The sequence below is a fragment of the Nodularia spumigena CCY9414 genome (assembly GCF_000340565.2).
Lineage (GTDB): Bacteria > Cyanobacteriota > Cyanobacteriia > Cyanobacteriales > Nostocaceae > Nodularia > Nodularia spumigena.
Genome location: NZ_CP007203.1, coordinates 2,993,115 through 3,017,228, shown reverse-complemented (window position 1 = coordinate 3,017,228; position 24,114 = coordinate 2,993,115). Strand labels below are relative to the sequence as shown.

The window sequence follows — 24,114 nt, the reverse complement described above, 5'->3', positions numbered from 1 at the left end:
GTTCCCATTTCTCGTTCACAAAAAACTTTTCAGTTAACCCGTAAATTGCTAAGTTTTTTCCATCTATAAAAGTTCGCTGTGTCCTTGAAATACGCTTTGGTTCATGAGTGGCTGACACCAAAAGCCACAGGCGGTTCAGAACTAGTTGTGCAGGAAATTCTGAATCACATTGATGCCAATTTATACGCCCTAATTGATTTTGAATCCAGCAATCCTGAAAGTTATTTATACCAACGTCAGATTGGCACAACCTTTCTCCAACACTTGCCTTATGCTCGTAATGGTGTGCAAAAATACCTTCCTTTGTTGCCATTGGCCATTGAACAATTGGATTTACGCCAGTATGAGGTAATTTTATCCTCCTCCCACGCTGTCGCTAAAGGAGTTCTCACAACCCCCGATCAGTTGCATATTTGTTACTGCCATACCCCCATGCGCTATGCTTGGGACTTAACTTTTGATTACCTGCACCAAAGTAAGTTAGGAACGGGTTCAGCTGGCTGGGTAACTCGGTATTTATTGCATCGTTTGCGCCAGTGGGATGTCTTGAGTGCTAATCGTGTTGATTACTTCATCGCTAATTCCCAGCACACAGCTCGTCGGATTTGGCGCTGCTATCGCCGAGAAGCAACAGTCATTTATCCCCCTGTGAATGTAGATAATTTGCCATTTTTGCCTCATAAAGCAGATTTTTATCTCACAGTTTCCCGGTTAGTCAGTTACAAACAAGTATCTTTAATAGTCAAAGCTTTTAATCAATTACAACTACCATTGGTAATCATTGGTACAGGGCCAGAAATGCCAAAAATTCGCGAGTTAGCCAATTCTAATATTCAAATATTGGGATGGCAACCCGATGATGTGGTAAAAAAATATATGGCCGAAGCTAAGGCGTTTGTATATGCAGCTTGTGAAGATTTTGGCATAGCCTTAGTTGAAGCACAAGCTTGTGGTACTCCAGTGATTGCTTACGGTGCAGGAGGTGCTTTAGAAACAGTCCGAGATTTACGATCTTGTGTGGATACAGCCACGGGGATATTTTTCAGAACACAAACAGAAGCAGCTGTAATGGAGGCAGTAGAAAAATTTGAAATTTATCAAAATGCTTTCAATCTTGAGTATATGCGATCGCACGCTTCCCAGTTTTCATTACAAGTTTTTGCCGAGCGCTATCTCAAATTTATAGAGCAATGCAACCAAGAAAAAACCTCCTCAAAGCGATGAACCCAATTTAATTCCTTGTTTTGTGGGCTTTTGGCAATTTATCCCCAGAAGCAATTCATTTTGGCTTTAAGATTGGGACTATGTGTGGTGTGGATTATTAAGGAGTATGATGACTGCCCAGAGATCACTCCTCTCCGGCAAGCGATACCTACCCTTCAAGAATGACAAAGCCCAACGGCAAGATACTAGCGCGTCTACGCGTACTTTTTTAAGACGCGGCCAAAAAACCAAAACGCCTAAGCTCAAACCCAAAGGTTTGTCTGTTCAGGGTTTAAACGGAGAGTTCGCTAAACGACTGTTTGATATAGTGTTTTCTCTGTTGGTGTTGATTTTGTTCTTCCCCGTCTATTTAATTTTGTCCTTGCTGATTGCTTTTAGCTCAGAAGGCCCAATTTTTTATATCCAGAAACGGGTAGGCAAAAACTACAAGACCTTCAATTGTATTAAATTCCGGACAATGGTCAGCAATGCCGACGAAATGCTCATGCAAATGATGGCAACATCCCCCCAGTTGCGTCAAGAATTCGAGAGCAGTTTTAAGCTGAAACAAGACCCCCGGATTACCAAAATTGGTCAATTTTTACGAATTACCAGCTTGGACGAATTTCCCCAGTTCTGGAACGTTCTCAAAGGAGATATGAGTGTTGTTGGCCCCCGCCCCTTAGTAGCTTCAGAACTTCCTAAATATGGTTGTCACATTGATCATATTTTAACCATCCGTCCAGGAATTACTGGATTATGGCAAGTTTCTGGACGTAATGACATTCCTTACCCACGAAGAGTCCAAATAGACCTGCATTATGTCAAATTTAGAAACTTTTGGCTGGATTTATGGATAATATTTAAAACAATCGATGTGGTTATTATACCCAAAAATAACGGAGCCTACTGAAGAAGAACCAAAACTTTACACGCAACCCTTTGGGTAATTTCTCCGGGAAAAACCATCCCAAACCCTGACCACAGAAGCCGGGGAGCGGCGGCGAGTAGTTACTCATCATCAGTAGGGGCGGGTTTACCAATATCCCCGGTAATCATGAATATCTGTGATAGCTTGCATGGCGTAGTCATACCCGCCCCTACTACCCATAGCATAATTAATTTTTGTTCAATATAAACAGGACTTACGCAAAATTATGAAAAAACGAACCACACCAGACGCAGAGAACACAGAGGAATAAGGGTTTGATAGAGTTTTTGCGTAAGTCCTAATAAAACAGGACTTACGCAATAATTGCCAAAAATCTTGATTTATCGTTCGCGTAGCGTGCGCGAAGCGCATACCGCCAAGCCGCCTTCGCGTAGCGTCTCCCCTTCTCCCAAAGGGAGAGGCTAGCGCCAAGGGAGAAGAACGCCAAGAAAATGTAGAGTGTGCGTAAGTCCTATAAAAAACAAACAACCTATCAGGTTGCTGTTAAGTTAACCTGCTTAGGGCTAATTTGCGAAATTACTTTTTAACCAGTATATTTAGTTAGGACTTACGCAAGAACTCTCTGAAACCCTCTTGACTTTGTGTCCTTTGTGTCCTTCTCCCAAGGGGAGACGCTTCGCGAACGTGGTTCGTTTTTTCATAAATTTGCGTAAGTCCTGTTTAGTTAGGACTAGCTCTGTTAACTATTAAAATTAGTTGGTTTCCCATCAGGGAATCTACCCTTGATCTGGTAGTTTGTAGAAATGTGACTGTAACTATTTAATCAACTATGACTTACGCATTGACAGGACAAACCAAATAGGGGGTATGGATTTCAGGCATTCAACCTTGATTTTTCCACACTTTTTAGGCGATGCCTGCGGCGGGCTACGCCTACGCTATTTATCAAGGGATGATTGATAAAAGCCTGAAATGACATATTTCCGTTAATGCACAAAATCAGAAATTTGTACAGTGCGTAAGTCCTATCAACGATAAAAAGGAATTATTGAACATGAACCAAAAAAAGCGCGCGTTAATTACTGGTATTACTGGTCAAGATGGTTCATACCTCAGTGAGTTTTTGCTAGAGCAAGGTTATCAGGTGCATGGTATTATTCGCCGGACTTCTACCTTCAACACAGACCGCATCGATCATATGTACGAAGACCCTCACAAAGAGGGAGCGCGGTTGTTTCTTCACTACGGCGACTTGACCGATGGTACGACCATACGCAGAATTTTAGAACAAGTTCAGCCCACAGAAATTTATAATTTGGGCGCTCAATCTCATGTTAGAGTCAGCTTTGATTCACCGGAATATACAGTTGACGCAGTAGGAATGGGAACACTGCGTTTACTAGAAGCCATCCGTGACTACCAGAAACGCACAGGAATTCAGGTGCGTTTCTATCAAGCAGGTTCCTCGGAAATGTTTGGTTTAGTGCAAGCAGTACCCCAAAGCGAAACTACGCCGTTTTATCCCCGCAGCCCCTATGCTTGTGCTAAAGTTTATGCCCACTGGCAAACGGTGAATTACCGTGAGTCTTATAATTTGTTTGCTTGTAATGGCATATTGTTTAACCACGAATCACCACGTCGGGGTGAAACTTTTGTCACCCGCAAAATTACCAGAGCAGTCGCCAAAATTGTGGCTGGTAAACAGAAGAAAATTTATATGGGTAATCTCGATTCCAAACGAGATTGGGGCTATGCTAAGGATTACGTGCGGGCAATGTGGCTGATGTTGCAGCAAGACCAGCCGGAAGACTACGTAATTGCGACTGGTGAAACTTACTCGGTGCGGCAATTTTTAGAAAAAGCTTTTGGTTATGTCAACCTTAAATGGGAAGATTATGTCAAATTTGACGATCGCTATATCCGTCCGGCAGAAGTAGACTTGTTAATTGGTGATCCTACCAAGGCCAAACAAAAGCTGGGTTGGGAACCTTCAGTCACCTTTGACGAATTGGTGGCTCTCATGGTAGAAGCAGATTTACAAGCTTTGGGTCATACTTCACCCAATGGCAATGGTATAGCTTCTGATGATATGGCTACTATTCGTCAAGAACTCGGCGATCTCCATTTCTGATTTATCCGCAACATCATAAAATTATGACCGCCTTAGAACTAGAAAATAACCGGATTCTCGTGACTGGTGGCGCTGGTTTTCTCGGCCGTCAGGTGATTTCGCAACTGTGTAAAGCTGGGGCTGATCGTGCGAAAATTACAGTCACGCGATCGCGTGAACATGATTTACGTGTCATGGAAAATTGCCAGCGTGCAGTTGACCAACAAGACATAATTATCCACTTAGCAGCTCACGTCGGCGGTATTGGTCTCAACCGCGAAAAACCCGCAGAGTTATTTTACGATAACTTGATTATGGGTACTCAACTGATTCACGCAGCCTATCAAGCTGGAGTCGCCAAATTTGTCTGTGTGGGTACAATTTGCGCTTATCCCAAATTTACACCAGTACCATTTAAAGAAGATGACCTCTGGAATGGCTACCCAGAAGAAACTAACGCTCCTTACGGAATTGCCAAGAAGGCGCTTTTAGTGCAATTACAATCTTACCGTCAACAGTATGGCTTCAATGGCATTTACTTGTTACCAGTAAATTTATACGGCCCTGAAGATAATTTTGACCCCAGCAGTTCCCACGTGATTCCGGCTTTAATTCGCAAGGTACACGAAGCCCAAATCAAAGGAGAAAAACAACTTCCTGTTTGGGGTGATGGTAGTCCTACCCGTGAATTTCTCTATTCAGAAGATGCGGCGCGCGGCATTGTTATGGGTACTATATCCTACAATGACTCGGAAGCGGTTAATTTGGGAACCGGTGAGGAAATCTCTATCCGTGATTTAATTACTCTGATCTGCGAATTGATGGAGTTTGATGGTGAAATTGTCTGGGAAACGAATCAGCCCAATGGTCAACCCCGGCGCTGTTTGGATACTGAACGGGCTAAACAGGCTTTTAATTTTACGGCTCAGGTCAGTTTTAGGCAAGGGCTAAAAAATACGATTGAGTGGTATCGACAAAACGCTGTATAGCTCTTTTGGGGTGGGCGATGGGATGCCCACCTTTTTTGTTTTTTAACGCAGAGGAGCGCTAAGGTAAGCGCAGAGGTACGCGGAGGTTTTTTGCATGGGGAAGGTTGATTTACGTCGGAGTCTCATACAAAAACGGCAATCAATGTCTGTGGGAGAATGGCGGGAACGTAGCGATCGCATTTGTATACAATTGCAAGGTTCTCTTCTATTTCGTCAAGCTAAAACAATACTCGCTTATTTTAGCTTTCGTCAAGAACCTGATTTGAGTCTCTTGTTTACAGATTATCATTATAATTGGGGCTTTCCACGCTGCGTTGGTAAGTCTCTTGATTGGCATATCTGGAAACCTGACGATTCTCTTCAAGTCGGTGCTTTTGGTATTACTGAACCATTACCCCACGCTCCAAGTATCACACCTGCGGAGGTTGATTTGATTCTGGTTCCCTGTGTGGCTTGCGACTATGACAAATATCGTCTGGGTTATGGTGGTGGATATTATGATCGTTTACTCAGTTCACCGGATTGGGCAAATACGCCTACTATAGGTGTTGTCTTTGATTTTGCTTATTTATCCCAATTACCTATTGAAAGTTGGGATAAACCTTTACAATCTGTTATTAGTGAAAACTACTATACTTGAATCTAATTTTATTTTGCAAATGCCCAACTCACGACTGAAAATTATTTTAATCTACGGGTTATTAGGCGCGATCGCACTGGTGATGCTTTTTCCTTTGCTGTGGCTCATCAGTACAGCTTTGAAGTCTCCAACAGAAAATATTTTACAGTCGCCGCCGCAGTTATTACCCAGTCAACCCACACTCAATAACTTCTTTACTGTCTGGCGATCGCTACCTTTTGCACAATACCTCTATAACAGTACCTTAGTGGCAGTGCTGACTGTGGGTTTAAATGTCCTGTTTTGTGCTTTAGCTGCTTACCCCTTAGCCAGACTGTCATTTGTGGGGCGAAACGCCATTTTTCTTGCCATCGTCTCTACAATCATGATTCCGTTTCAAATCGTCATGATTCCTTTGTATATTTTGACAGTCCAATTAGGTTTAAGAAATACTTATTTAGGGATCATTTTTCCCAGTTTAGCATCAGCTTTTGGCATTTTTTTACTGCGACAAGCTTTTATAGGTGTCCCCAAAGAACTAGAAGAAGCTGCCCGCATGGATGGTAGTTCTGAGTTAGGCTTATGGTGGCATATTATGTTACCAGCAATTCGCCCAGCATTAGTCACCTTGTCTATTTTCGTATTCATCGGTGCTTGGAGCGACTTTCTTTGGCCGTTAATTGTCATCCAAGATGAAAGTTTATATACCTTACCCTTGGGAGTCGCAAAGTTAGAGGGTACATTTTCTTTAGACTGGCGCTTAGTAGCTGCTGGTTCCATAATTTCTATTGCCCCAATCCTGCTATTATTTTTATTTTTACAGCGTTACATTGTACCTACAGAAACTGGTAGTGGTGTCAAGGGGTAAATTGACTGGGATTCTTAGTTCAACCAGTAGGGGCGGGTTTAGAGATATGATTGATGATTAACCAACATATTGGTAAACCCGCCTTTACAACTAGACGAATTGCGTCGTCGAAACCAGAGGTGGGACTCTCCCGCGACGCGTTCAGCCATACCCTTCCTAACTACTATTGAGTCACTTCCAAAGCAAAATTCACCGTGTAAGGTTCCTCCATCGGTTGCTGATTACTGGCTTTGATAGCATCTAGATAGCGGCGCAAAACTAGCACTTGTGGTAAATTGGGACGATAAGTGAGATTTCCTTGCTTTTCAAACAGTGGTGCAGATGCGATCGCCTGGTAGTCAGAATTATTCTCAGAACTGTGGCTAACCCAGCTAGAATATGGCGTTGCAGGTATCAAACCCGCAGGTAACTCACCAGACAAGAAAGCCAATAAGCGTTGCTGACAAATACTTGTATTAATCCCACAACCCTCAAATAACTGGAGAATTTCACCAAAAGATAAAGTTCTATCTGGTAAAAGCCGCAGTAATTCCATAAACAGAAAATAGTCGGTGTACTGTTGCTTAGGTTCTTCTAAAACCTGGGGATGCAAAGGTAACATCGCCAAACCATAGGCTACCCGACTACAATTGGGAGCGCCGTTTTCACCGAGATATGAATCTTGAATAATTTTGGTGTTAGGCAATTTTTGCCATAGCCAATTATTCACCGCTCCTAAAGAAGCCACCCCGCCAGTTAAAATAGCTTGATTAATCGCTTCGGTAGGTATACCACGAGCCACTAACAACTTGTTGAATTCTCGGTTTAAGCGGCGGACAAAGGGGATAAATACATGGTTTTCTAAGTCTCGGCGCTGTAATACCCACCGTTGATCCGCTAATTCCAAAGTAAAGGATTCCTGCTGTTGTAAAATTAGCTTTAAAGCCAGCGCTGCATCTAGCACCGCCTGTCCTAACAACGAACTTTCTAACCTCTGCTGGAGACGAATCCGAGCAGTGATATCCGGTTCCCCTAATTGCGGTAAATCTAATTCTTCCAATCCCAAACTTTCCCAACGCATTTGATCTAAATCAGGAACAGCAGGTTGCCATTGCCAAGGATTTTTGGTAATTGTTTCATTATCTGGCTGGTTCAGGTCGCGGGTTTGCCGATATTTGGGAGGAAACAGTAATTGGCAGATAATATCTTGCTCAATTGCGTTACTAGCGTAAGCAAAACTATGGAGCATGAAATCATTGTGCGTCAATTGCTGTAGGTCATCTGGTAAATCAACCAGTGCCATTTCTGTGGTAGTTGCACCAATATTAATGACAAAGGTGTTACCAATTAGAGAATTATCGCTAGATTTGGCTGGATGTAAACCCTGGGAATCGCTGATTTGGACTGTTTCACCATCAGGGCTATCGAGTATACTCAATAAACTAGCGATCGCTTCCTCCACAAAAAATATTTGTTGTGGATGTTCGACTAATTTGCTAGTTAGTACAGCTTCTCGCACATTAAAGCGATATTGTTCTGACCAGCTAGATGGACAGGTGCAAATCACACCAGCCAGATTATTAATAATGTTATGGAAAGTTTCTTCATTTAAACCCACAGCACTAGCGATTAAACCTTGAGTTGTACTCTGGCGATCTGATTTTAAAGTCAACAGTAACTTAGAAAGCGATCGCACCACCCAAATTAAAGGTCCCGCAGAAAATTTGTTGAACTGCAATACAGGTTCCCATTTTTGCTGTTCATTCTTATATGGGATAGCTACCTGTAAATACGGCTTCAACTGTACTGAGTAAGAATTATAATTTTGATTTTCCGCCGCCTGTGCTTGTGTGTTTTCCCTCTCTCCTGGAGCTACAGAAGCACTCGGCAGATAAACCTCTGCTGGTAAACGAAACGATGGCGCAAACGAAGTAACTCCCAGTGGGTTTTCTGCTGACCAGCAGATAGCATAAACCACAGAAGTAGAGCGATTCAACAATGCCGCAGAAATTCCAGTTGTACCCACATCCAGTCCGAGATGCCACACTGAATCGAGCATATTCTGCGAAACATCTGTATTATTTACAGATTGGGAACTTGAAATTAAAGAACTTTCTTTCCCCGCACTTATAACTTGCTCTTGTGTTGGGGTTGTGGGACTAAAATCTAAATCAGCTTCTGTTTGCGGCCAAGATATCGGGTTAACCTGGAATACATCCACACCAGATTCAGCAAAATTTGCTCTCTCAGAATCACTCAGAACTTGCTGATCTATGCTATCTTCAAAATCTGCAAAAATATCTAAACTCAAATCAGGCTTCAGCATATCATCAAAATTGGCTAAATCCTGATTCAACTGTTGCATCTGCTCTTCATCCAGAGTAATATCCGGCAAATTCCCAGACTGGCTCTCCTCTGGAGACAGCAAATTTTCTTCTGGCGAAGCCTGAATGTAGTTATCTAAATACTCCTGCTCCTGCTCATCAACCACTACTTCCGACTGCTGGCTAATTGTCTGCGGGGCTATTACTGCTGCTGTTTCCAAACCCGGCTCTTCACCACCAACATCAGCAAATAAGTCACTCAGAGATGTAATTGTATCAGCACTGCTTGGCTGCATGGGGAAACTCTCAGCCAATCCAACTTCTGTTGGCGGATTGGTATGTTCCTCAAAAAACAATTCTTTCCATGACTGTGATTCTGTATCTGCTGTTTCCAACCAAGGATCTGGAACCTTTTGCACTGGTTGAATTAGCGATGCAGGTGTAGGCTCTGCAATATTATCTTCTGGGATGACCTCTGGTTCTAATGCAGGAATGGGAGATACAGATGCAGGTGTAGCCTCTGCAATATTATCTTCTGGGATAAACTCTGGTTCTAATGCAGGAATGGGAGATGCTGGTATAGTCTGTGCAATATTCGACGATGATAAATTTTCTACATCAAAGCCGGGATTAGTAATATCAGTCTCCAATAAACTGGCATAAAGTTGATCCACTTCATTACCAATTAATTCCAAATCATCCTGCTGTACTTCACTGACAGTATTACTAGATGATAGAGAATCATCTACACCAAGCTCCAAAAGCATTGCATCCAGATCATCTGTAATTACCACATCTTCGTCTTTCTCTTCCTCTTCCTCATTAAATATCAGTGAAGACGAAGCCTCTGGCGCTATAAATCCCCACAATTGACTTGTTTGATCACTTATATGATCATCTGGTTGTATTGCTGGTGGCGCAATCGTATTTGCTTCCGGATTTGATGACGCTGGTGGAGATAGGGGTTGATTTTGTGCTTCTAACTCCGGAAAAGATAACACAGTCATAGGGGCTTGTTGCTGCAAGACCTGCGTTAAATTATTCAGAAAGTTCACCATTAACTGCTCGCCCTGCACACCCCTACTGTGCATTCTCGCCAACCCCTGGCTTAAGGACTCGTGATAAGTATTAATATTGCGCTGTAGTGCCTCAAAGACGAAATTCACAGTCCCATCAAGGGATAATAGACGTTGATCCAGTTCCCTAGTCAGATGTGTTAACCGCTCCGCCTGTTCCGATGTTTCTAAGAAAGATTGACTCGCCGAAGATGCTACTTCTGTGTTCCTCTGATTATTCGTACTGGCAGAACTGGAGTAATTAACTATATTATCTCCTATCTGTGGCGTTAAATTAGATGGAATGCGGCTTATAAGCAACTGCAAAAATTCGGAAATCATCTGCTCCTGGTTAGCCCACTGCTGGCTTAACGAGTGGTTGTGCAGTCTCCTTTGCTCTAGCTGCCTAATTTCCTGTACAAGAGTCGCCCTCTCCTGCATCATTGTGGCTAATTCTGCTTGCAAAGGCTGTATTAATGTCAATAATTCGCTTTTTAATTGCTGCTGTAATAGTGAATTATCTTGTTCCTCGTCAGGTTGGTTTTGCTGTGCTGATAATTGGCTATTAGCTTTATTGACAAATTTCTCTAACAAAGGCGACCTTTGCACCTCTCCAGTCAGCTGGTTTTGCTCATTACTATCTAAAATCTCATTTTCTCGTTGCTGGACCAGGAAATTCCGAATTTTTTCTAAAACCTCTCTGGTTTCCGGCGTTTGATTAGACAAAAGCCTAGACAGGCGTTTACCACTGCTGTTGAGTAAATTGTCAATGTCTGCAATCAGTTGTTGAATTTCATCTGCGCGGGAAGTCACTTTAAATTACCTTAGATAGAACTGTACTTTAACTTTTATGAGCATTACTGAACAATTACGAAATTTCCGCAGGTGGGAACCCTGGAAACTCCTGGTTGGAATTATGTTATGGATGACTCATAGACTTGTCGGTCATCAATCAGCGTTAGTTTTAGACGATTAAATTGACGGCTATTTCAAATCTAGAAATACAAAAGTATTTTGAATCTATTTTTATACAAGGTGCTTTGCCGTCTCACCATAAATGCGATGTTACAGCTTCAAGGACGTGTCTAGTTAGAAAAAACATCCAAAAAATGCTCCAGTTTTGCGCCTACATGAGCAATTAATGTAGCTAACCCGTGGCTGAATGGCAAGGGGGCATTTTTTACCATGAACCACCGAATGCCCCTCCCTCAAGGAAGTAGGGAGGGGATGAAAGGTGGGTTAAAATCTCTACGTTCTCGAAGAATCGTTATTGTGGGCATACCCAAGATAGGGATTGGAACGCAGCACGAAATATATTAGAACTCGGATTGAGTACGGCGGGTCACGTCGGAACTAATAACGCCTCTGGAGACATCGGCCTCTGCTTGGGTGGGGAAACTCCTCCAAGTAAGTCGGGTCGTGGAAAGAGGAAACCCAAGGAGTGATCTTTGGAATCCCCACCTTCAACGAAGTAAGGTGGGGAAGATGTCAAAATCTTGAGTATCATTGATATTGTTTGTTTATATTTTGCCGTCATAAAATTTGCCATGCAGTTGACTCCCAAAGAATGATCCCAGATTCTATAAAATACTGTGTGCAAAAGATTTAAATAATTTTAAACGATGGGACTCCTATTTGATTTTTTAATAAGACTCAGTAAACATCTGTCCTTTGTGGAGTTTTGCCGTTCCTTGTCAACTGACGACGCAAATAAACCACTATTGTGTAATTTTTGTGTGTTATGTAATGTGGTTCTATTTGGTAAAAATGTTGTGTTTTGATAGTTTAAGCTGGATATAGTGCTTTGTGTGTTTTATATATAACAGCTTTAATAAATATGCCGTAATGGAAGACCGATATAGCCTGCAAGCAACCAGCAATGCCTGGATGATCTCTTCGGCTCCCTTTTTTCAAGGGTTGCCAGCAGCCGCTATAGAATTAGCGCTGACCCATCTTGTTACCCGTACACACCCTGCCAACCAAGTGATTCTGCTGGAGAATGACTGGGGTGGTGCTGTATACTTTATATTAGATGGTTGGGTAAAAATTCGTACCTACAATATGGAAGGTAAAGAGGTAACACTGAATATTATTGGTAAAGGGGAATTGTTTGGTGAAATGGGGGCGTTAGATGAAGTACCTCGTTCCACTGATGTGATTACCTTGACTTCAACGATGATTGGTAGTATGCCATCTCAGGATTTTGTCAAGTTACTTCATACAGAACCCTTGGCGGGGCTGCGATTGTCACAATTAATGGCTCGACGCTTACGACAAGTCAACCGTCGCCTGCGATTGCGAGAATCTGATAGTCAATCACGAGTAGCTGATACTTTGTTATTTTTGGCAGAAGGACAGGGAACACAAGGGCAAACTGGTACAGAAATTCCCAATTTACCTCACAGAGAATTGAGTAGTTTGAGTGGACTGGCTAGGGAAACAGTTACAAGAGTATTAACAAGGCTAGAAAAAAAAGGGTTAATTACAAAATATCCAGAGATCATTTGTATTCCTGATTTGTCAGCTCTGGAAAAAATGATCGTGTAAAATACCGATCGCTAATCACTGATTCGGATTACTGTCTATAGTGGAGGACTTACGGCAAAGTCGTTACTTTTTTCACCATGAGCATTTCAGATTCTCTCCCAGATGAAAACCCATCTCCTGAATTTCCCAACTCTCTCAACAAACACTTAGAACCAGAGCAGTTGACGCGACCTAGACTAAAAGTTGATGCGCCTTTAAGAATGGTGGAAACAGCATTTTTAGCCAGTGCAGCTAGCTTGATTTGGTTTATTAATTTCTATTTTCCTTTGGGGCCAGTATTACGGATATTTTTTCCCGTACCCATCGCTTTAGTTTACCTGCGCTGGGGCAAAAGAGCGGCGTGGATGGCTGCTGTTACTTCCGGGTTGTTACTATCAGTGCTGATGGGGCCTGTTCGTAGTCTATTATTTGTTATGCCTTTTGCTTTTATGGGTGTGCTGTTAGGGGCAACATGGCATCGTCGTGTCCCCTGGATTGTATCTATTACTTTGGGTACACTTTTGGGTACATTAGGGGTGTTTTTTCGGCTGTGGTTGCTGTCTGTGTTGTCGGGTGAAGACCTGTGGGTTTATGTGATTAACCAGGTAACAGAATTGATAGAGTGGGCATTTCTGAGGCTGGAATTATTAGCTAGTCCTAGTTTGTTTTTGATACAAGTAGGAGCCGTGGCTTTAATTGTGCTGAATAATTTTATTTATCTGTTTATGGTACACCTGGCAGCATGGCTGTTATTGGATCGCTTGGGAAATCCTATTCCCCGTCCGCCAGAATGGGTACAGGTTCTTATGGATTATGAAGGTTGAATAATTGATTCGTATTTATACCCAAATAAAACAAGGTGAAGAATGGATTGCTAAGTATAGGGAATGTTTACCTGTATTTGGCTGTGTTTTAGGTTTTACTGATACTGGTCTAATTCCGGGCATTTCTGCGGCTGGTAGCACTCCAGAAGATAGAAAGTATACAGCTTGTGCTGATGCTGAGTTTTTATATTATGGGGCTGGACGAAAACCTCTCTATCCCTTACCACCACTGACTGCGGGTGCTTCACCTGTGCTAATTTCTCGTGCTGTTGTTGAGGCGCTGAATATTCCAGTCTATTTGTTTAATGCTGGCTTACCTCAGCCTCCGGCTGTGCCAGTGATTGATTTGGGGGGTTCTCCAGCTAAGTGTTTAAGTGAAGGTGCTGCTATGAACATCACAACGGTACACCACTTGCTGAAGCAAGGGCTACTGTGGGGAGAGCGCCTGGCTGCCAATATTCCACAAGGGTATGTGATTTTAGGTGAGTGCGTTGTCGGAGGTACTACAACCGCTCTGGGAATTTTAACTGGCTTGGGTGTAGACGCAGTGGGAAAAGTCAACAGTAGCCACCCTGTTTGTAATCATACACAAAAGTGGGCGGTGGTACAAGCGGGGCTGGAGAGGATGAGGGCATCTGGGGGAAAATTATTAGATCCCTTAGAAATCGTGGCTGCGGTAGGTGATCCGATGCAGGTGGTGGTGGCGGGAATGGCGATCGCCGCTAGTCGCAATTGTGGTGTTTTGCTGGCGGGTGGTACACAAATGCTGGCAGTTTATGCTTTAATAAGTGCGATCGCTGATACTTATGATTTATCTTGGCAACCAACAGAAGTCGTCGTAGGTACAACCCGTTGGGTAGCAGAAGATCCCACTGGTAGCACCGTTGATTTAGCTCTCAGTTTAGGTAAAACAATCCCTCCCCTACTTGCCACTCAGTTAAGTTTTGCTAATTCTCGTTATCCCCAACTCCAAGCTTATGAGCAGGGCTTTGTCAAAGAAGGTATAGGGGCTGGGGCTGCTTGTATCGCTGCTTCTCTGAGGCAAAATTGGCAACAACATCAACTATTAACTGCCATTGAAGCTCAACTAGAACGGCTTAAATCAGTGAACAGTTAACAGTTAACAAACTGTTAACACGCAAATTTAGTCAGGGATTCAACCCAATTATGTCTCTTAACTGATAAATTATGACAATTGCTATCAAAAATTCAGCCGCCAAAGTCCCATTCCAAATGCAAATAAGAACATTGCCCGAATCAAAGAACTTTCGGCGGACTTTTATGATCTTAACTATTCAATAATTTAATGAATTCTAACTTTCATTAATTGTTCTTCTAAAGCAGCAATGCGATTGTATGCTGCCGTTAATTGTGCTGTTAGTCGTTGTATTTGTATTTCTGGCGTTAAGTTATTATCTCCACCTTGCCGATTCATGTCTAAAGTTATGCCATCTGTCAATACATCCTTATGTTCCAGTTCTGGATTTAAATTGATATGTTTTTTTAACTGGTAGCGGCTGACATCACTATTTTCTCCATAATTATTTTTGGCTTGTGTATTTGCTAAAGAACATTCTGAGAAAGCTTGAGCGACTTTACTATCAAGTTGCTCAATTACCTGGCAGAGGGCATCAAGTTTATGACTCAAAGTCAGAATTTGTGTTTGTAATGGCTCCATTTAATACCCTCGTCCGTATATTTTCTTTATGTTATTCAATTTACAGGTTATATTAACTTTACTTTTGAATTATTTAATTTTTCCTAAAGTTTTTCGGTATGTATCAGTTCTCGCCTGAGTATATACGCGAACGCGTTCGCTTCTCCCCTGGGGAGAAGAATTAATTAACCACAGATTAACACAGATGAATACAGATAATTAGGGACATCAAAAGATTAGGAAGGGCTACATACTCAATAAGTATTTAGGTATAATATAATTGAATGTTTTTTATCAGTAATATTGATGGTGCTTTTGCATAAAACCGAAATCATGAGGAGTTATTTTCACCAAAACAGTCTCAAGTCCGTCAATGGCTCAGGTTTAACCACAATATTCTCAACATACCGCTAAATAAGCATTTGAGGTATAATTCTATATATTTATTTAATATTATGTATAATCCAGAATCCAGAATCCAGAATCCAAAATCGATGGATCGACGGTCTTTTTTATTGGGTGCAAGTGGACTGGCGCTTTCTCAGTTCCTGTTTGGTTGTGGCGATAGCAACCAGACAAAACTCAATATCCAATTATTAAAAGGTTCTATCCCCAGTCAGATAGTTCGTCAGTTTCGCCAAAGTTTACAGCAACAAGTACAGTTAAATTTTTCCCCTGTCGAGCAGATACAGGATTTATTTAAACAATTGCAAGGTTGGCAAGATAAATCAAAAACCACTGATAAACCTTTTTGGACTCGCTTTATACCATTTAGGAAATCCCCACCAGCAGTTGCATCTGACTTGGTTACATTAGGTGACTACTGGCTGAAAGCAGCTATTGAACAAAAACTCATTCAACCACTAGAAGAGGCGGAGATCAAACAGTTAAAACACTGGTCTGCTTTAGATAAAACGTGGCAGCAACTGGTAACGCGCGATAATCAAGGTAATCTGGATACTCAAGGAAATGTTTGGGCGGCTCCTTACCGTTGGGGTAGTACAGTAATTGTCTATAATCGTCAAAAGTTGCAGAGTTTGGGTTGGACTCCGCAGGATTGGAGTGATTTGTGGCGAGATGGATTACAGGAACGAATTTCTATAGTAGATCAATCTAGAGAAGTAATCGGTCTGGTTTTAAAAAAGCTAGGAGAATCCTACAATACAGAAAATCTCGATACTATACCAAACTTAGAAAATGAATTACGGGCATTAAACCAACAGGTAAAATTCTACAGTTCCAATAACTACCTAGAACCACTAATTATTGGAGATACTTGGCTAGCCGTTGGTTGGTCCAGCGACATCATACCCGTTCTGGCGCGTTATCCCCAGCTGGCCGCAGTTATTCCGAAATCAGGAACAGCAATCTGGGCAGATTTATGGGTACGCCCCACTGGAGTTAAAAAAGATACTTTTTCATCACAGTGGATTGATTTTTGTTGGCAACCAAATATCGCTAAACAAATTTCTCTGCTCACTAGAAGTAATTCGCCAACTTTTCCTAATATTACCTCATCCGAGCGTCAGGAAGCATTTAGAAGCTTGTTACAGAGTAATCGTGAGGTTTTTGATCAAAGTGAATTTTTGCATTCTTTACCTCTATTAGCAATTGAGCAGTATGAGTCTTTGTTCGCCAAAATTAAGCAAGGGTAGACATTATAGCAAAAGTCAAAAGTCAAAAGTCAAAGACTCGCTGTGACTGGGTTTTAGGCTTTTGCCATTTCCTAACAACCTTGGCGGTTGCTATAGTTTTCTAGAAGGAACGCAATAATCCTAACCTATTCTGAGTATTTATTTGGATACGGCATGATATTGGACTTGTGACAAAATTACAGGTATAAGTTGCCAAAAGGTTTTGTTGATAGTTGAAAACTCTAACGTTATAACCGTCCTTTCTGGCACTGCTACCCAAGCGATTTACAAAGTCGTAGCGTTCTAGATAGTCTAGCAAGCTCCAAATTTGCTGATTGACTATGAGGTCTACTCTGGCGGGTTCTTGTTCGTTAGCTGGATATCCTATCCAGTTATCTAACAGCTTGTTTTCTGAATTTTCTTTTTCCCACCATAAACTAGGTGTAGTTAATCCTTCTGGGTTAATGGTATTGGCTGTGATGACATCACCATTGGGCTGGGTTAATAACGCAAGTTCTAAAGGTGCATCTGAAGGCGATGGAACTGGGGATGTTTCTGCTAGTGAGGGTGAGAGTGGTAACAGAAAAATTGTACTGAGGTTAATCGTTATTAGTAGAGGGAGCGATTTTTTGCAACTAGCTAGTTTGTATCTCAGCATAAACGTATACAATTTTTAATTTGCGATCAATCTCCAATTCGCTGATAATTTACGGGTAATTGATATTACTGCATTTTAATTTACCTAAACTTTGGTCAGCCGTCCAACTACCATCACAATACATTTTCTCTGGGAGTGACTGCTCTACCTGACGAATGACTTGTGTTTGGTGACCAGGAGACAATTCTGCTTGTTTATCTGCTAGGGGACTAAACAGGATGACATAAGTTTTCACCTTTGCTGGGGTTTACCAGAAGATTAGGTGTGGAAAACATGAGTATGATGAACAGACTGATGATGGTGCAGTAGTTATTCTCGTAGCAGCAATGAAATTTTCATCCTGTTACCTATTTGTGGGAAATCCATGACATCTCAAGAATTTTTAGAAAATTTGGCTACAGCTGCAACAGATCCCGAAAAACTCATGGTTGTTGCTGAATACCTGGAAACAACTGCAATGGACAATGCAACCACTCCAAGATGGCGCAGCATTCCTTACAGTTCTGAAATTGAGATGGCGCTGAAGAATTTAGCTTTTCATTTAGAAGGACTTGCTGAGACATAAAATTGATTTTGCGCCTTCAATTGCCTTCTTTCATCCACTCTCTGGCTGCTTTTTCGGCGGCTTCAGGCGTAAAGTAAAGCTTAAGTTCACCAAACACTGCACCACCTGGACTCAGCAACCGAAACTGCCAGGAATCATCTTTTTCAGTATAAAACACTGTGAGGGTAACGTTATGAATGCCAACAACTAAGTGAATTTTGGTGCTACTCATTAGTGGTTTCTCAACGTTTACCCCTTTTTTATCATTTTTAATTAATATATACAGCACATTTCATTTTGGTAGGTACGTTCGGGCGGGCGATCCTTGCCCTCCCCCACAAGAGTTTTACTATTACTCTTTGTACCTCATCTACCTGCAACCTGCTGTAAATATAGCGGTTCTCGGTTGAGTGAGATATGATACTTCTCACTCTAGCAAAACAAGCGCCTGCTTCAACTACATTCATCAACATTCGACTCCACAGGCTCAAATGTAACTTTGTTGTATAAATCTTGTAGGTAAATTTCAAAGGGTATAGTATTGAGTGCGATCGCCTGATCTTCCTCATCATACTCACGCAGCGACCATTGCTTTTTTCCCGTCTTAAAAAATTGCTCTACATAAATCCGAGTTTGGTCAATTAGTAAATATTCTTGAAACGTAGGAATAGTTCGATAAGCCTCAAATTTATTCTCACGATCATAGCCTTTAGTCGATTTTGATAAAACCTCAATAATCACCTGTGGATTCACAATGATATCCCGACGATTATTGAAAAATTCCGGTTCATCCGCCAAAATCATCACATCTGGATAAGTATAGATACGCTTTTGCGGTATCCACAGACGCAAATCACCTGCAAAAGCCTCATAATTCTGCTGTCTGAAAGCAAAATTTAATGCCGCGTAGAGATTGCCAGAGATTCGGTTATGATCTATTGTTCCACCTGCCATTGGAATTATTTCCCCGTCAATATATTCGCTTTTATAATCAGCAGCATCTTCTAAGGCTAAATATTCTTCTGGCGTATAATATCGCTGTTGTGTGACTTGCATAGTTTTTTCCAGTAGCAATGTCTAAAAATATTATAACGTGTTCAGTCCAATCATCTTAATTACGAATTACGAATTACGAACTACGAACTACGAACTACGAATTACTCCCACAGTCTTCTCCTATTTTTTCCGCCTAACCTTTCGTGACTATCTGCTAACAAAGCGGGAATATCTAAATTTTCTGGACATCGAGGTAAACATTCACCGCATTCTGTACAACGGTTAGCTTTCATCCCAGGAAACCAATGACCAGCATTTTCAAACATTCCATAACGATACTTTCCATAGTCCGTCATGTCATAAGCTACGGCAATATTTCGTAACCGCAGAACTTCGGGAATATTGATATTTTCTGGACAAGGTAAGCAGGCATAACACTGACTACATTTATCAGTTTCTAAAGCAGTTTTTTGGTGTTTTTCTAATGTTTGAAAAACTAACTTCTCTGATTTTGTTAATTGATTATTACTATCAGCAACCTGCAAAGGTTCTATTAATTCATCTGGGTTCGCTGACCCTACACTCAAAGTAGTAATCCGATGATCACTGAGTAAAAATCGGTAATTTAATTCTAAAGGTGAATAAGGCTGACACAGGTCGATTAATGTCTGGGGTGGCGTGTAGAGGCGACCTCCCTTATCAGCCGGGGAAATTATAAAAATGCCCATGTCCTTTTGGGCTGCTAACTGAATGGCTGGAGCATGACGTTGGAAAAAATAGTAATAATGCAGATTGACAAATTCAAATAAATCTGTATTGATTGCTGCGAGAATTACATCTAATGACGCGTGGGTGGAAAAACCAACGTGTCGCACTCGACCGTCATCAACAGCTTCCTGGACGGCTTTCATGAAGCCACCATTGGCTTGCACCCACTGAAGATGCTCCCAAGTATTTAAGCCATGAATCCCTAAGCAATCTAGATAATCTAGATTTAATCGCTCTAGTGATTCATCGATGCACCGACGCATACTATCAGCATCAACGGTAGGCGGAATTTTGGTGGTAATGTAAACCTGAGAACGGGGTAATGATAATCCGGCTTTGATAGCTGCACCAAGATACTCCTCACTTTTGCCATAACCTCTGGCTGTTTCTAGATGATTTACTCCCAACGCTAAAGCTTTGGCTATTGTTTGCTGTGCATTTTCGACATCAGCCAAGTAGCGCATTGTTCCTAAAGAAAAAACCGAGAGGTGTAGGTTAGTTTTGCCAAAGCGTCGGTATTGCATGAGAAGTGATGAGTGCTAAGTGGGGAAAGTGCTGAGTGTTGAGTGCTGAGTGCTGAGTCAAGAAAGTTTTGAGTTAAGAGTTAAGAGTTAAGAGTTAAGAGTGCTGATTAAGTTGCTTCTCCCCAGCACCCAGCACCCTGCCCCCCTGCCTCTTCTCCCCAGCACCCAGCACCCTGCCCCCCTGCCTCTTCTCCCCAGCACCCAGCACCCTGCCCCCCTGCCTCATCTAGCTCTCGCCATTGCCAAAGCCCTTGATCAAATCTTCGGGGCGAAGATTGGAGATAAATTCACGGAAGGCTTGCTGTTCGGCTTCATCAGCGTCGCGATCAACGGGAATTGAAGCATCGGAAACCACTTCTTCCATGACCCAGATTGGGGCATTTGTACGGAGAGCAACGGCGATCGCATCGCTAGGACGCGCATCAATTTCTTTTTTGATTTCCCCTTGCTGGACAATTAAAGCCGCATAAAATGTGTCCTTTTGTAATGAGTGAATAATCACCTTTTCGAGAATCATGGAACATGACTCTAAAAGATTTACAATTAAGTCGTGTGTTAGCGGTCTGGGAGGCTTTTGATTTTCCAGCGCACCCATAATTGCCCTCGCTTGTTCCTGTCCAATATAAATTGGTAAAGCCCGCCGATCTGAGGCATCTTTCAAAAGTACGATGGGACTGCGGGTTATGGCATCTAATGCTATGCCAGCGACTCTCATTTCAATCATTGCCTAAGCCTCTACAATCCTTTTAATGATTGGGCGCTGTGTAACAAATAATACGGTTTTTTCGGGTAACGTGGGGGCGGGAATAAACATAAGCATTGTTCTCTATAATTGCTTCTATTAAACTCCGAACTTGTTGTGAACACCAGAGTAAGTCAAAGTGGTCTACCTAGACAATAACCTTATTAACCAAGTATGCCTTGTGAAGGATGCGAATGTGTTAATAAATCTATAATAAGAAAAGTCAGAAATTATACTTAAAGTGTCCGGCATTAATGTCAAAATTACAGTGGATTTTTCGCAAAATTAGGCAATAAATAGAATTAGTTTGAGAAAAAAGCCGTGTTTACAGGATTAATCCAAGCATTAGGAATGATGAAACCCTTGGGGGGCGATTCGTGGCAAATTACCTTTGTAAGTCAGTCCTCTGCTGTCATTATGCAGGATTTGGCTTATGGGGATAGTGTGGCTGTAGATGGAGTTTGCTTAACAGTAGAGAAGATTTTAAACAATGGGTTTATCGCCACGGCTTCACCGGAGACTCTACGCCGCACGACTTTGGGAGAAGAGGAAACACAACAGGGATACGTCAACTTAGAAGCTTCGCTGCGGGTGGGTGGTAAAGTCGGGGGTCACTTTGTCATGGGTCATGTGGATGGTATCGGTCAATTGGTAACGGCCAAACAAACGGCTAGTTCTTGGGAAATGACTTTTACTGCACCCGAAGCGATCGCGCGGTATATTGTCCCCAAAGGTAGCATTGCTGTGAATGGTATCAGCCTGACAGTAGCTGCATATGAGCCAGAATTGTCTCAGTTCACAGTCGCAGTTATTCCCCTCACCTATGACGATACAAATCTCCGTTCTCTTGTTTCTGGCAGTTGGGTAAATTTAGAAGGGGATATTCTCGGCAAATATGTAGAGAAATTTCTTTCCCCTAGCAAACAACACCCGCAAACCGATATGGTGACACCTGAGTTTTTAGCAGAACATGGGTATTTGTAATTAGGGAGCAAGTCCTAAGTTGACAATTTCATAGACAAAACTGTACTTATATTGACAAAAATCAATATATATTTTAGGAAAAAATCAACTACTTGATATATAATACGGTGATATCAAGTATTGAATTGAGACTATTGCCGACGCGAAAACCAAGCAATGATGGTGGTAGTCTTTTTCAGAAACTTAATTGGAACACAATCGCGTCTGGCTAAGGCGTGAAAGTCTACTGAGGGATAACTGCTCCCATGCTCCCGTTGAAGTAGAAAGTAAAGTCTAGTTTTGTCTAGGTTTTATATAGCAGTAAGTAGAGACACGATTCATCGCGTCTCTACAGAAAGTAGGGGAAGTCAAGTTTCTTAACTTTTGACTTTTGACTTTTAACTTTTGACTTCCGCCTTGCGGTGCTAGCTATCTGGTTCTTGGATAACGCGAGCTGTTTGTAAAGCTTGAACCATCTGACTGAGGGCGACTTGTAATTGTACACCTGAGTCAACAGCAACCCAACCTTCTGGTTTGAGGTGGCGGACTTCAAAGTGCAGGTGAGGCCCTGTAGAGTTACCAGTGCTACCCACTCGCCCAATAACGGTTCCTTTTCTACCCTCTGACCTGGTTGAACAAATAGTTCTGACAAATGAGCATAAAGGGTTTGTTGAGATGAAGGGTGGTTAACAGTTACGGTTAAACCATAACCACCCATCCAGTTGGCATTTTGCACTGTACCCTCTGCGGCTGCTACTACTGGTGTACCCATAGGCGCTGCCAAATCTGTGCCGGCGTGGAAACGTTGATCGCCTGAAATAGGATGAGTTCTCCAACCAAATACAGAACTAATGCGAGCCGGCATAGAAAGCGGAAATATCATTCCCCCATCGCTAGCATAGGCCAGTGTCCCAGTAAAGGGAATTTGTGGCAGTACAGATGCTAATTGGAAGTCGTAAGCTACTCTACTGGGGCGGGGTGCAACATTGGCTGCTGTCATTGGTGGCGGTAGAGTCTCACCACCTGATGGGATGGAAGATGGATTCCCTGATCTAGTAGCGAAATCGCTAGGTTGAGGGATAAACCGATTCGGGCGAGATGCAGTTTTGCTCACACCACTAGATACAGCCCGATTAGGACTCCATCTGTTGTTACTGTTATTAGTGGCTACTGGTCGAGCTACTGGTTGAGCTACTGGTCGAACTGCTGGAACTTGCGCTACCTGAGTATTTTGGCTAGTTTTGAGCCAGTTGGGTGCTGTTTTAGGATCAGAATTAGCTACTTTCTGATTGGGCGCAGGTTCCTGAGTTGCTTGAGCGCAATTACTGCCTGATATACTTTGCCCAGACGGTAAAACAGTTTGACAACCACTAGAGCGTTCTGTTAGCACCACAGAGTTAGGTGCTTGATAAGTAGCCGTAGCATTGGTGTTGTAATTGGTAGGATCAATATAGGCGTTATTATAATCCCTGGTTTTACCTGCTGTGGCTGCGCTGGTGGCGCTGTTCGAGTTATTTAATGGTTGGGCAATTTCGGGGAGTTTTTCAGGTAAAGTCCGGGGTGTAGTAGGTTGGGCTACTCCAGTTTTGAGTTTTTCCAAAGTCACATTGGCTCTGGGAGTTGAAACCTCCGTTTTGGGTTTCTCCAAAGTCACATTGGCTCTGGGAGTTGAAACCTCCGTTTTGGGTTTCTCCAAAGTCACATTGGCTCTGGGAGTTGAAACCTCCGTTTTGGGTTTCTCCAAAGTCACATTGGCTCTAGGAATTGAAACCTCCGTTTTGGGTTTCTCCAAAGTCACATTGGCTCTAGGAATTGAAACCTCTGTTTTGGGTTTCTCCAAAGTCACATTTGTTTCTGGAGTTGAAATCGCTTTTCTACTACGTAGTCTCTGTGTCAGGTCAGCTTGGCGTTCTGCAAGTTCCGATTGTGGTCGAGATGGTGCAGAAGAAACAGTATCTGTTTTTACATTAGTTGGGATGACTACTGCTGGCTGAGAGCTTTCAACAGTGGGAACAATATTATCTATAACTGTTTCTGTTTGAGCAATTGCCAAGCCGTTACCTAAGAAACTAACACTACTGAGCAAAAAAAAGCTTTGTGCTGGTAGCGTAGATGCATAGATGTGGAAAAGCTTCCCGTAAGGATAGCGTCTGGATGAGTTATTTAAATGGTGATGGGCAGATTTATGGCGCTGCGTCATTGTTTCTCTCAGTTGTTTTAAATTAGTCTCAAGAGATGA

The 24,114-nt window shown here is 42.2% G+C and carries 21 protein-coding genes and 1 pseudogene; 13 read left to right on the top strand and 9 right to left on the bottom strand.

The window, feature by feature from the left end; translation table 11 throughout:
• Nucleotides 1–78 precede the first annotated feature (78 nt).
• The 6 genes from NSP_RS13055 (at nucleotide 79) to NSP_RS13030 (ending at nucleotide 6,681) form a co-directional block, all read left to right on the top strand.
• A complete protein-coding gene (locus NSP_RS13055) occupies nucleotides 79–1,224 on the top strand; it encodes a glycosyltransferase (RefSeq protein WP_006197987.1) in 1,146 nt (381 codons plus the stop codon).
• A 109-nt stretch (nucleotides 1,225–1,333) separates the two neighbouring features.
• Nucleotides 1,334–2,116 carry an undecaprenyl-phosphate galactose phosphotransferase family protein gene (locus tag NSP_RS13050; protein WP_006197988.1) on the top strand — a complete coding sequence of 261 codons (783 nt, stop codon included), beginning with the start codon at nucleotides 1,334–1,336 and terminating at the stop codon, nucleotides 2,114–2,116.
• Between the two features lie 1,033 nt (nucleotides 2,117–3,149).
• Nucleotides 3,150–4,226, top strand: coding sequence for a GDP-mannose 4,6-dehydratase (gene gmd, locus NSP_RS13045; RefSeq protein WP_006197989.1), 1,077 nt, complete (start codon nucleotides 3,150–3,152; stop codon nucleotides 4,224–4,226).
• Between the two features lie 23 nt (nucleotides 4,227–4,249).
• Complete coding sequence (locus NSP_RS13040; RefSeq protein WP_006197990.1) at nucleotides 4,250–5,194, top strand: GDP-L-fucose synthase family protein; 945 nt, start codon at nucleotides 4,250–4,252, stop codon at nucleotides 5,192–5,194.
• Nucleotides 5,195–5,288: 94 nt separating this feature from the next.
• Nucleotides 5,289–5,834, top strand: coding sequence for a 5-formyltetrahydrofolate cyclo-ligase (locus NSP_RS13035; protein ID WP_017804130.1), 546 nt, complete (start codon nucleotides 5,289–5,291; stop codon nucleotides 5,832–5,834).
• A 19-nt stretch (nucleotides 5,835–5,853) separates the two neighbouring features.
• Nucleotides 5,854–6,681 carry a carbohydrate ABC transporter permease gene (locus NSP_RS13030; RefSeq protein ID WP_042202714.1) on the top strand — a complete coding sequence of 276 codons (828 nt, stop codon included), beginning with the start codon at nucleotides 5,854–5,856 and terminating at the stop codon, nucleotides 6,679–6,681.
• A 163-nt stretch (nucleotides 6,682–6,844) separates the two neighbouring features.
• Here the strand turns inward: NSP_RS13030 and NSP_RS13025 are convergent, their stop codons facing one another.
• Nucleotides 6,845–10,852: a hypothetical protein gene (locus NSP_RS13025; RefSeq protein ID WP_006197993.1), complete on the bottom strand. Its 4,008-nt coding sequence runs from the start codon at nucleotides 10,850–10,852 to the stop codon at nucleotides 6,845–6,847.
• Nucleotides 10,853–11,307: 455 nt separating this feature from the next.
• On the opposite strand from NSP_RS13025, the pseudogene NSP_RS26925 reads away from it, so the two are divergent.
• The 4 genes and pseudogenes from NSP_RS26925 to cobT form a co-directional block, all read left to right on the top strand.
• Nucleotides 11,308–11,484 (top strand): annotated as a pseudogene (locus tag NSP_RS26925) (RNA-guided endonuclease TnpB family protein); the annotation flags it as partial.
• A 400-nt stretch (nucleotides 11,485–11,884) separates the two neighbouring features.
• Nucleotides 11,885–12,586, top strand: coding sequence for a Crp/Fnr family transcriptional regulator (locus NSP_RS13020; protein ID WP_006197994.1), 702 nt, complete (start codon nucleotides 11,885–11,887; stop codon nucleotides 12,584–12,586).
• Nucleotides 12,587–12,663: 77 nt separating this feature from the next.
• On the top strand, nucleotides 12,664–13,389 hold the full coding sequence (locus NSP_RS13015) for a DUF2232 domain-containing protein (RefSeq protein ID WP_006197995.1): 726 nt from the start codon (nucleotides 12,664–12,666) through the stop codon (nucleotides 13,387–13,389).
• 4 nt (nucleotides 13,390–13,393) lie between these two features.
• Nucleotides 13,394–14,506, top strand: a complete 1,113-nt coding sequence (gene cobT, locus NSP_RS13010) for a nicotinate mononucleotide-dependent phosphoribosyltransferase CobT (RefSeq protein ID WP_006197996.1) — start codon at nucleotides 13,394–13,396, stop codon at nucleotides 14,504–14,506.
• Nucleotides 14,507–14,692: 186 nt separating this feature from the next.
• Here the strand turns inward: cobT and NSP_RS13005 are convergent, their stop codons facing one another.
• Nucleotides 14,693–15,067, bottom strand: coding sequence for a hypothetical protein (locus NSP_RS13005; RefSeq protein ID WP_006197997.1), 375 nt, complete (start codon nucleotides 15,065–15,067; stop codon nucleotides 14,693–14,695).
• Nucleotides 15,068–15,540: 473 nt separating this feature from the next.
• Between NSP_RS13005 and NSP_RS13000 the strand changes: the two genes are divergently transcribed.
• Nucleotides 15,541–16,701 (top strand): extracellular solute-binding protein, encoded by a 1,161-nt coding sequence (locus tag NSP_RS13000; RefSeq protein ID WP_044482828.1) that lies wholly within the window; start codon nucleotides 15,541–15,543, stop codon nucleotides 16,699–16,701.
• Between the two features lie 100 nt (nucleotides 16,702–16,801).
• Here NSP_RS13000 and NSP_RS12995 read toward each other — a convergent pair whose 3' ends face one another.
• A complete protein-coding gene (locus tag NSP_RS12995) occupies nucleotides 16,802–17,338 on the bottom strand; it encodes a hypothetical protein (protein ID WP_017804128.1) in 537 nt (178 codons plus the stop codon).
• Nucleotides 17,339–17,387: 49 nt separating this feature from the next.
• Nucleotides 17,388–17,573, bottom strand: a complete 186-nt coding sequence (locus tag NSP_RS12990; RefSeq protein ID WP_006197727.1) for a hypothetical protein — start codon at nucleotides 17,571–17,573, stop codon at nucleotides 17,388–17,390.
• Between the two features lie 129 nt (nucleotides 17,574–17,702).
• Here NSP_RS12990 and NSP_RS12985 point away from each other — a divergent pair, with 129 nt between their 5' ends.
• Nucleotides 17,703–17,903 (top strand): hypothetical protein, encoded by a 201-nt coding sequence (locus tag NSP_RS12985; RefSeq protein WP_006197728.1) that lies wholly within the window; start codon nucleotides 17,703–17,705, stop codon nucleotides 17,901–17,903.
• 16 nt (nucleotides 17,904–17,919) lie between these two features.
• On the opposite strand, the gene NSP_RS12980 is transcribed toward NSP_RS12985, so the two are convergent.
• The 4 genes from NSP_RS12980 to NSP_RS12965 all read right to left on the bottom strand — a co-directional run bounded on the left by NSP_RS12980 (nucleotide 17,920) and on the right by NSP_RS12965 (nucleotide 20,894).
• A complete protein-coding gene (locus NSP_RS12980) occupies nucleotides 17,920–18,114 on the bottom strand; it encodes a hypothetical protein (RefSeq protein ID WP_006197729.1) in 195 nt (64 codons plus the stop codon).
• A 221-nt stretch (nucleotides 18,115–18,335) separates the two neighbouring features.
• Nucleotides 18,336–18,938, bottom strand: a complete 603-nt coding sequence (locus tag NSP_RS12975) for a Uma2 family endonuclease (RefSeq protein ID WP_006197730.1) — start codon at nucleotides 18,936–18,938, stop codon at nucleotides 18,336–18,338.
• 101 nt (nucleotides 18,939–19,039) lie between these two features.
• Complete coding sequence (locus NSP_RS12970) at nucleotides 19,040–20,170, bottom strand: aldo/keto reductase (protein ID WP_017804127.1); 1,131 nt, start codon at nucleotides 20,168–20,170, stop codon at nucleotides 19,040–19,042.
• A gap of 226 nt (nucleotides 20,171–20,396) precedes the next feature.
• Nucleotides 20,397–20,894 carry a bifunctional nuclease family protein gene (locus NSP_RS12965; RefSeq protein ID WP_006197733.1) on the bottom strand — a complete coding sequence of 166 codons (498 nt, stop codon included), beginning with the start codon at nucleotides 20,892–20,894 and terminating at the stop codon, nucleotides 20,397–20,399.
• Nucleotides 20,895–21,233: 339 nt separating this feature from the next.
• On the opposite strand from NSP_RS12965, the gene NSP_RS12960 reads away from it, so the two are divergent.
• On the top strand, nucleotides 21,234–21,896 hold the full coding sequence (locus NSP_RS12960; protein ID WP_006197734.1) for a riboflavin synthase: 663 nt from the start codon (nucleotides 21,234–21,236) through the stop codon (nucleotides 21,894–21,896).
• A 328-nt stretch (nucleotides 21,897–22,224) separates the two neighbouring features.
• Here NSP_RS12960 and NSP_RS27600 read toward each other — a convergent pair whose 3' ends face one another.
• Nucleotides 22,225–24,075: a M23 family metallopeptidase gene (locus NSP_RS27600; RefSeq protein ID WP_478212178.1), complete on the bottom strand. Its 1,851-nt coding sequence runs from the start codon at nucleotides 24,073–24,075 to the stop codon at nucleotides 22,225–22,227.
• Between the last annotated feature and the right edge of the window lie 39 nt (nucleotides 24,076–24,114).

What these genes read in the sequence shown, in the direction of transcription:
- NSP_RS12975 (WP_006197730.1), bottom strand. Translation starts at nt 18,938, where the DNA reads ATGCAAGTCACACAACAGCGATATTATACGCCAGAAGAATATTTAGCC.
- NSP_RS12985 (WP_006197728.1), top strand. Translation starts at nt 17,703, where the DNA reads ATGACATCTCAAGAATTTTTAGAAAATTTGGCTACAGCTGCAACAGAT.
- NSP_RS13000 (WP_044482828.1), top strand. Translation starts at nt 15,541, where the DNA reads ATGGATCGACGGTCTTTTTTATTGGGTGCAAGTGGACTGGCGCTTTCT.
- NSP_RS12995 (WP_017804128.1), bottom strand. Translation starts at nt 17,338, where the DNA reads ATGCTGAGATACAAACTAGCTAGTTGCAAAAAATCGCTCCCTCTACTA.
- NSP_RS13035 (WP_017804130.1), top strand. Translation starts at nt 5,289, where the DNA reads ATGGGGAAGGTTGATTTACGTCGGAGTCTCATACAAAAACGGCAATCA.
- NSP_RS27600 (WP_478212178.1), bottom strand. Translation starts at nt 24,075, where the DNA reads ATGACGCAGCGCCATAAATCTGCCCATCACCATTTAAATAACTCATCC.
- NSP_RS13020 (WP_006197994.1), top strand. Translation starts at nt 11,885, where the DNA reads ATGGAAGACCGATATAGCCTGCAAGCAACCAGCAATGCCTGGATGATC.
- NSP_RS13040 (WP_006197990.1), top strand. Translation starts at nt 4,250, where the DNA reads ATGACCGCCTTAGAACTAGAAAATAACCGGATTCTCGTGACTGGTGGC.
- NSP_RS13005 (WP_006197997.1), bottom strand. Translation starts at nt 15,067, where the DNA reads ATGGAGCCATTACAAACACAAATTCTGACTTTGAGTCATAAACTTGAT.
- gmd (WP_006197989.1), top strand. Translation starts at nt 3,150, where the DNA reads ATGAACCAAAAAAAGCGCGCGTTAATTACTGGTATTACTGGTCAAGAT.
- NSP_RS13050 (WP_006197988.1), top strand. Translation starts at nt 1,334, where the DNA reads ATGACTGCCCAGAGATCACTCCTCTCCGGCAAGCGATACCTACCCTTC.
- NSP_RS13030 (WP_042202714.1), top strand. Translation starts at nt 5,854, where the DNA reads ATGCCCAACTCACGACTGAAAATTATTTTAATCTACGGGTTATTAGGC.
- NSP_RS12970 (WP_017804127.1), bottom strand. Translation starts at nt 20,170, where the DNA reads ATGCAATACCGACGCTTTGGCAAAACTAACCTACACCTCTCGGTTTTT.
- NSP_RS12980 (WP_006197729.1), bottom strand. Translation starts at nt 18,114, where the DNA reads ATGAGTAGCACCAAAATTCACTTAGTTGTTGGCATTCATAACGTTACC.
- NSP_RS13015 (WP_006197995.1), top strand. Translation starts at nt 12,664, where the DNA reads ATGAGCATTTCAGATTCTCTCCCAGATGAAAACCCATCTCCTGAATTT.
- NSP_RS12965 (WP_006197733.1), bottom strand. Translation starts at nt 20,894, where the DNA reads ATGATTGAAATGAGAGTCGCTGGCATAGCATTAGATGCCATAACCCGC.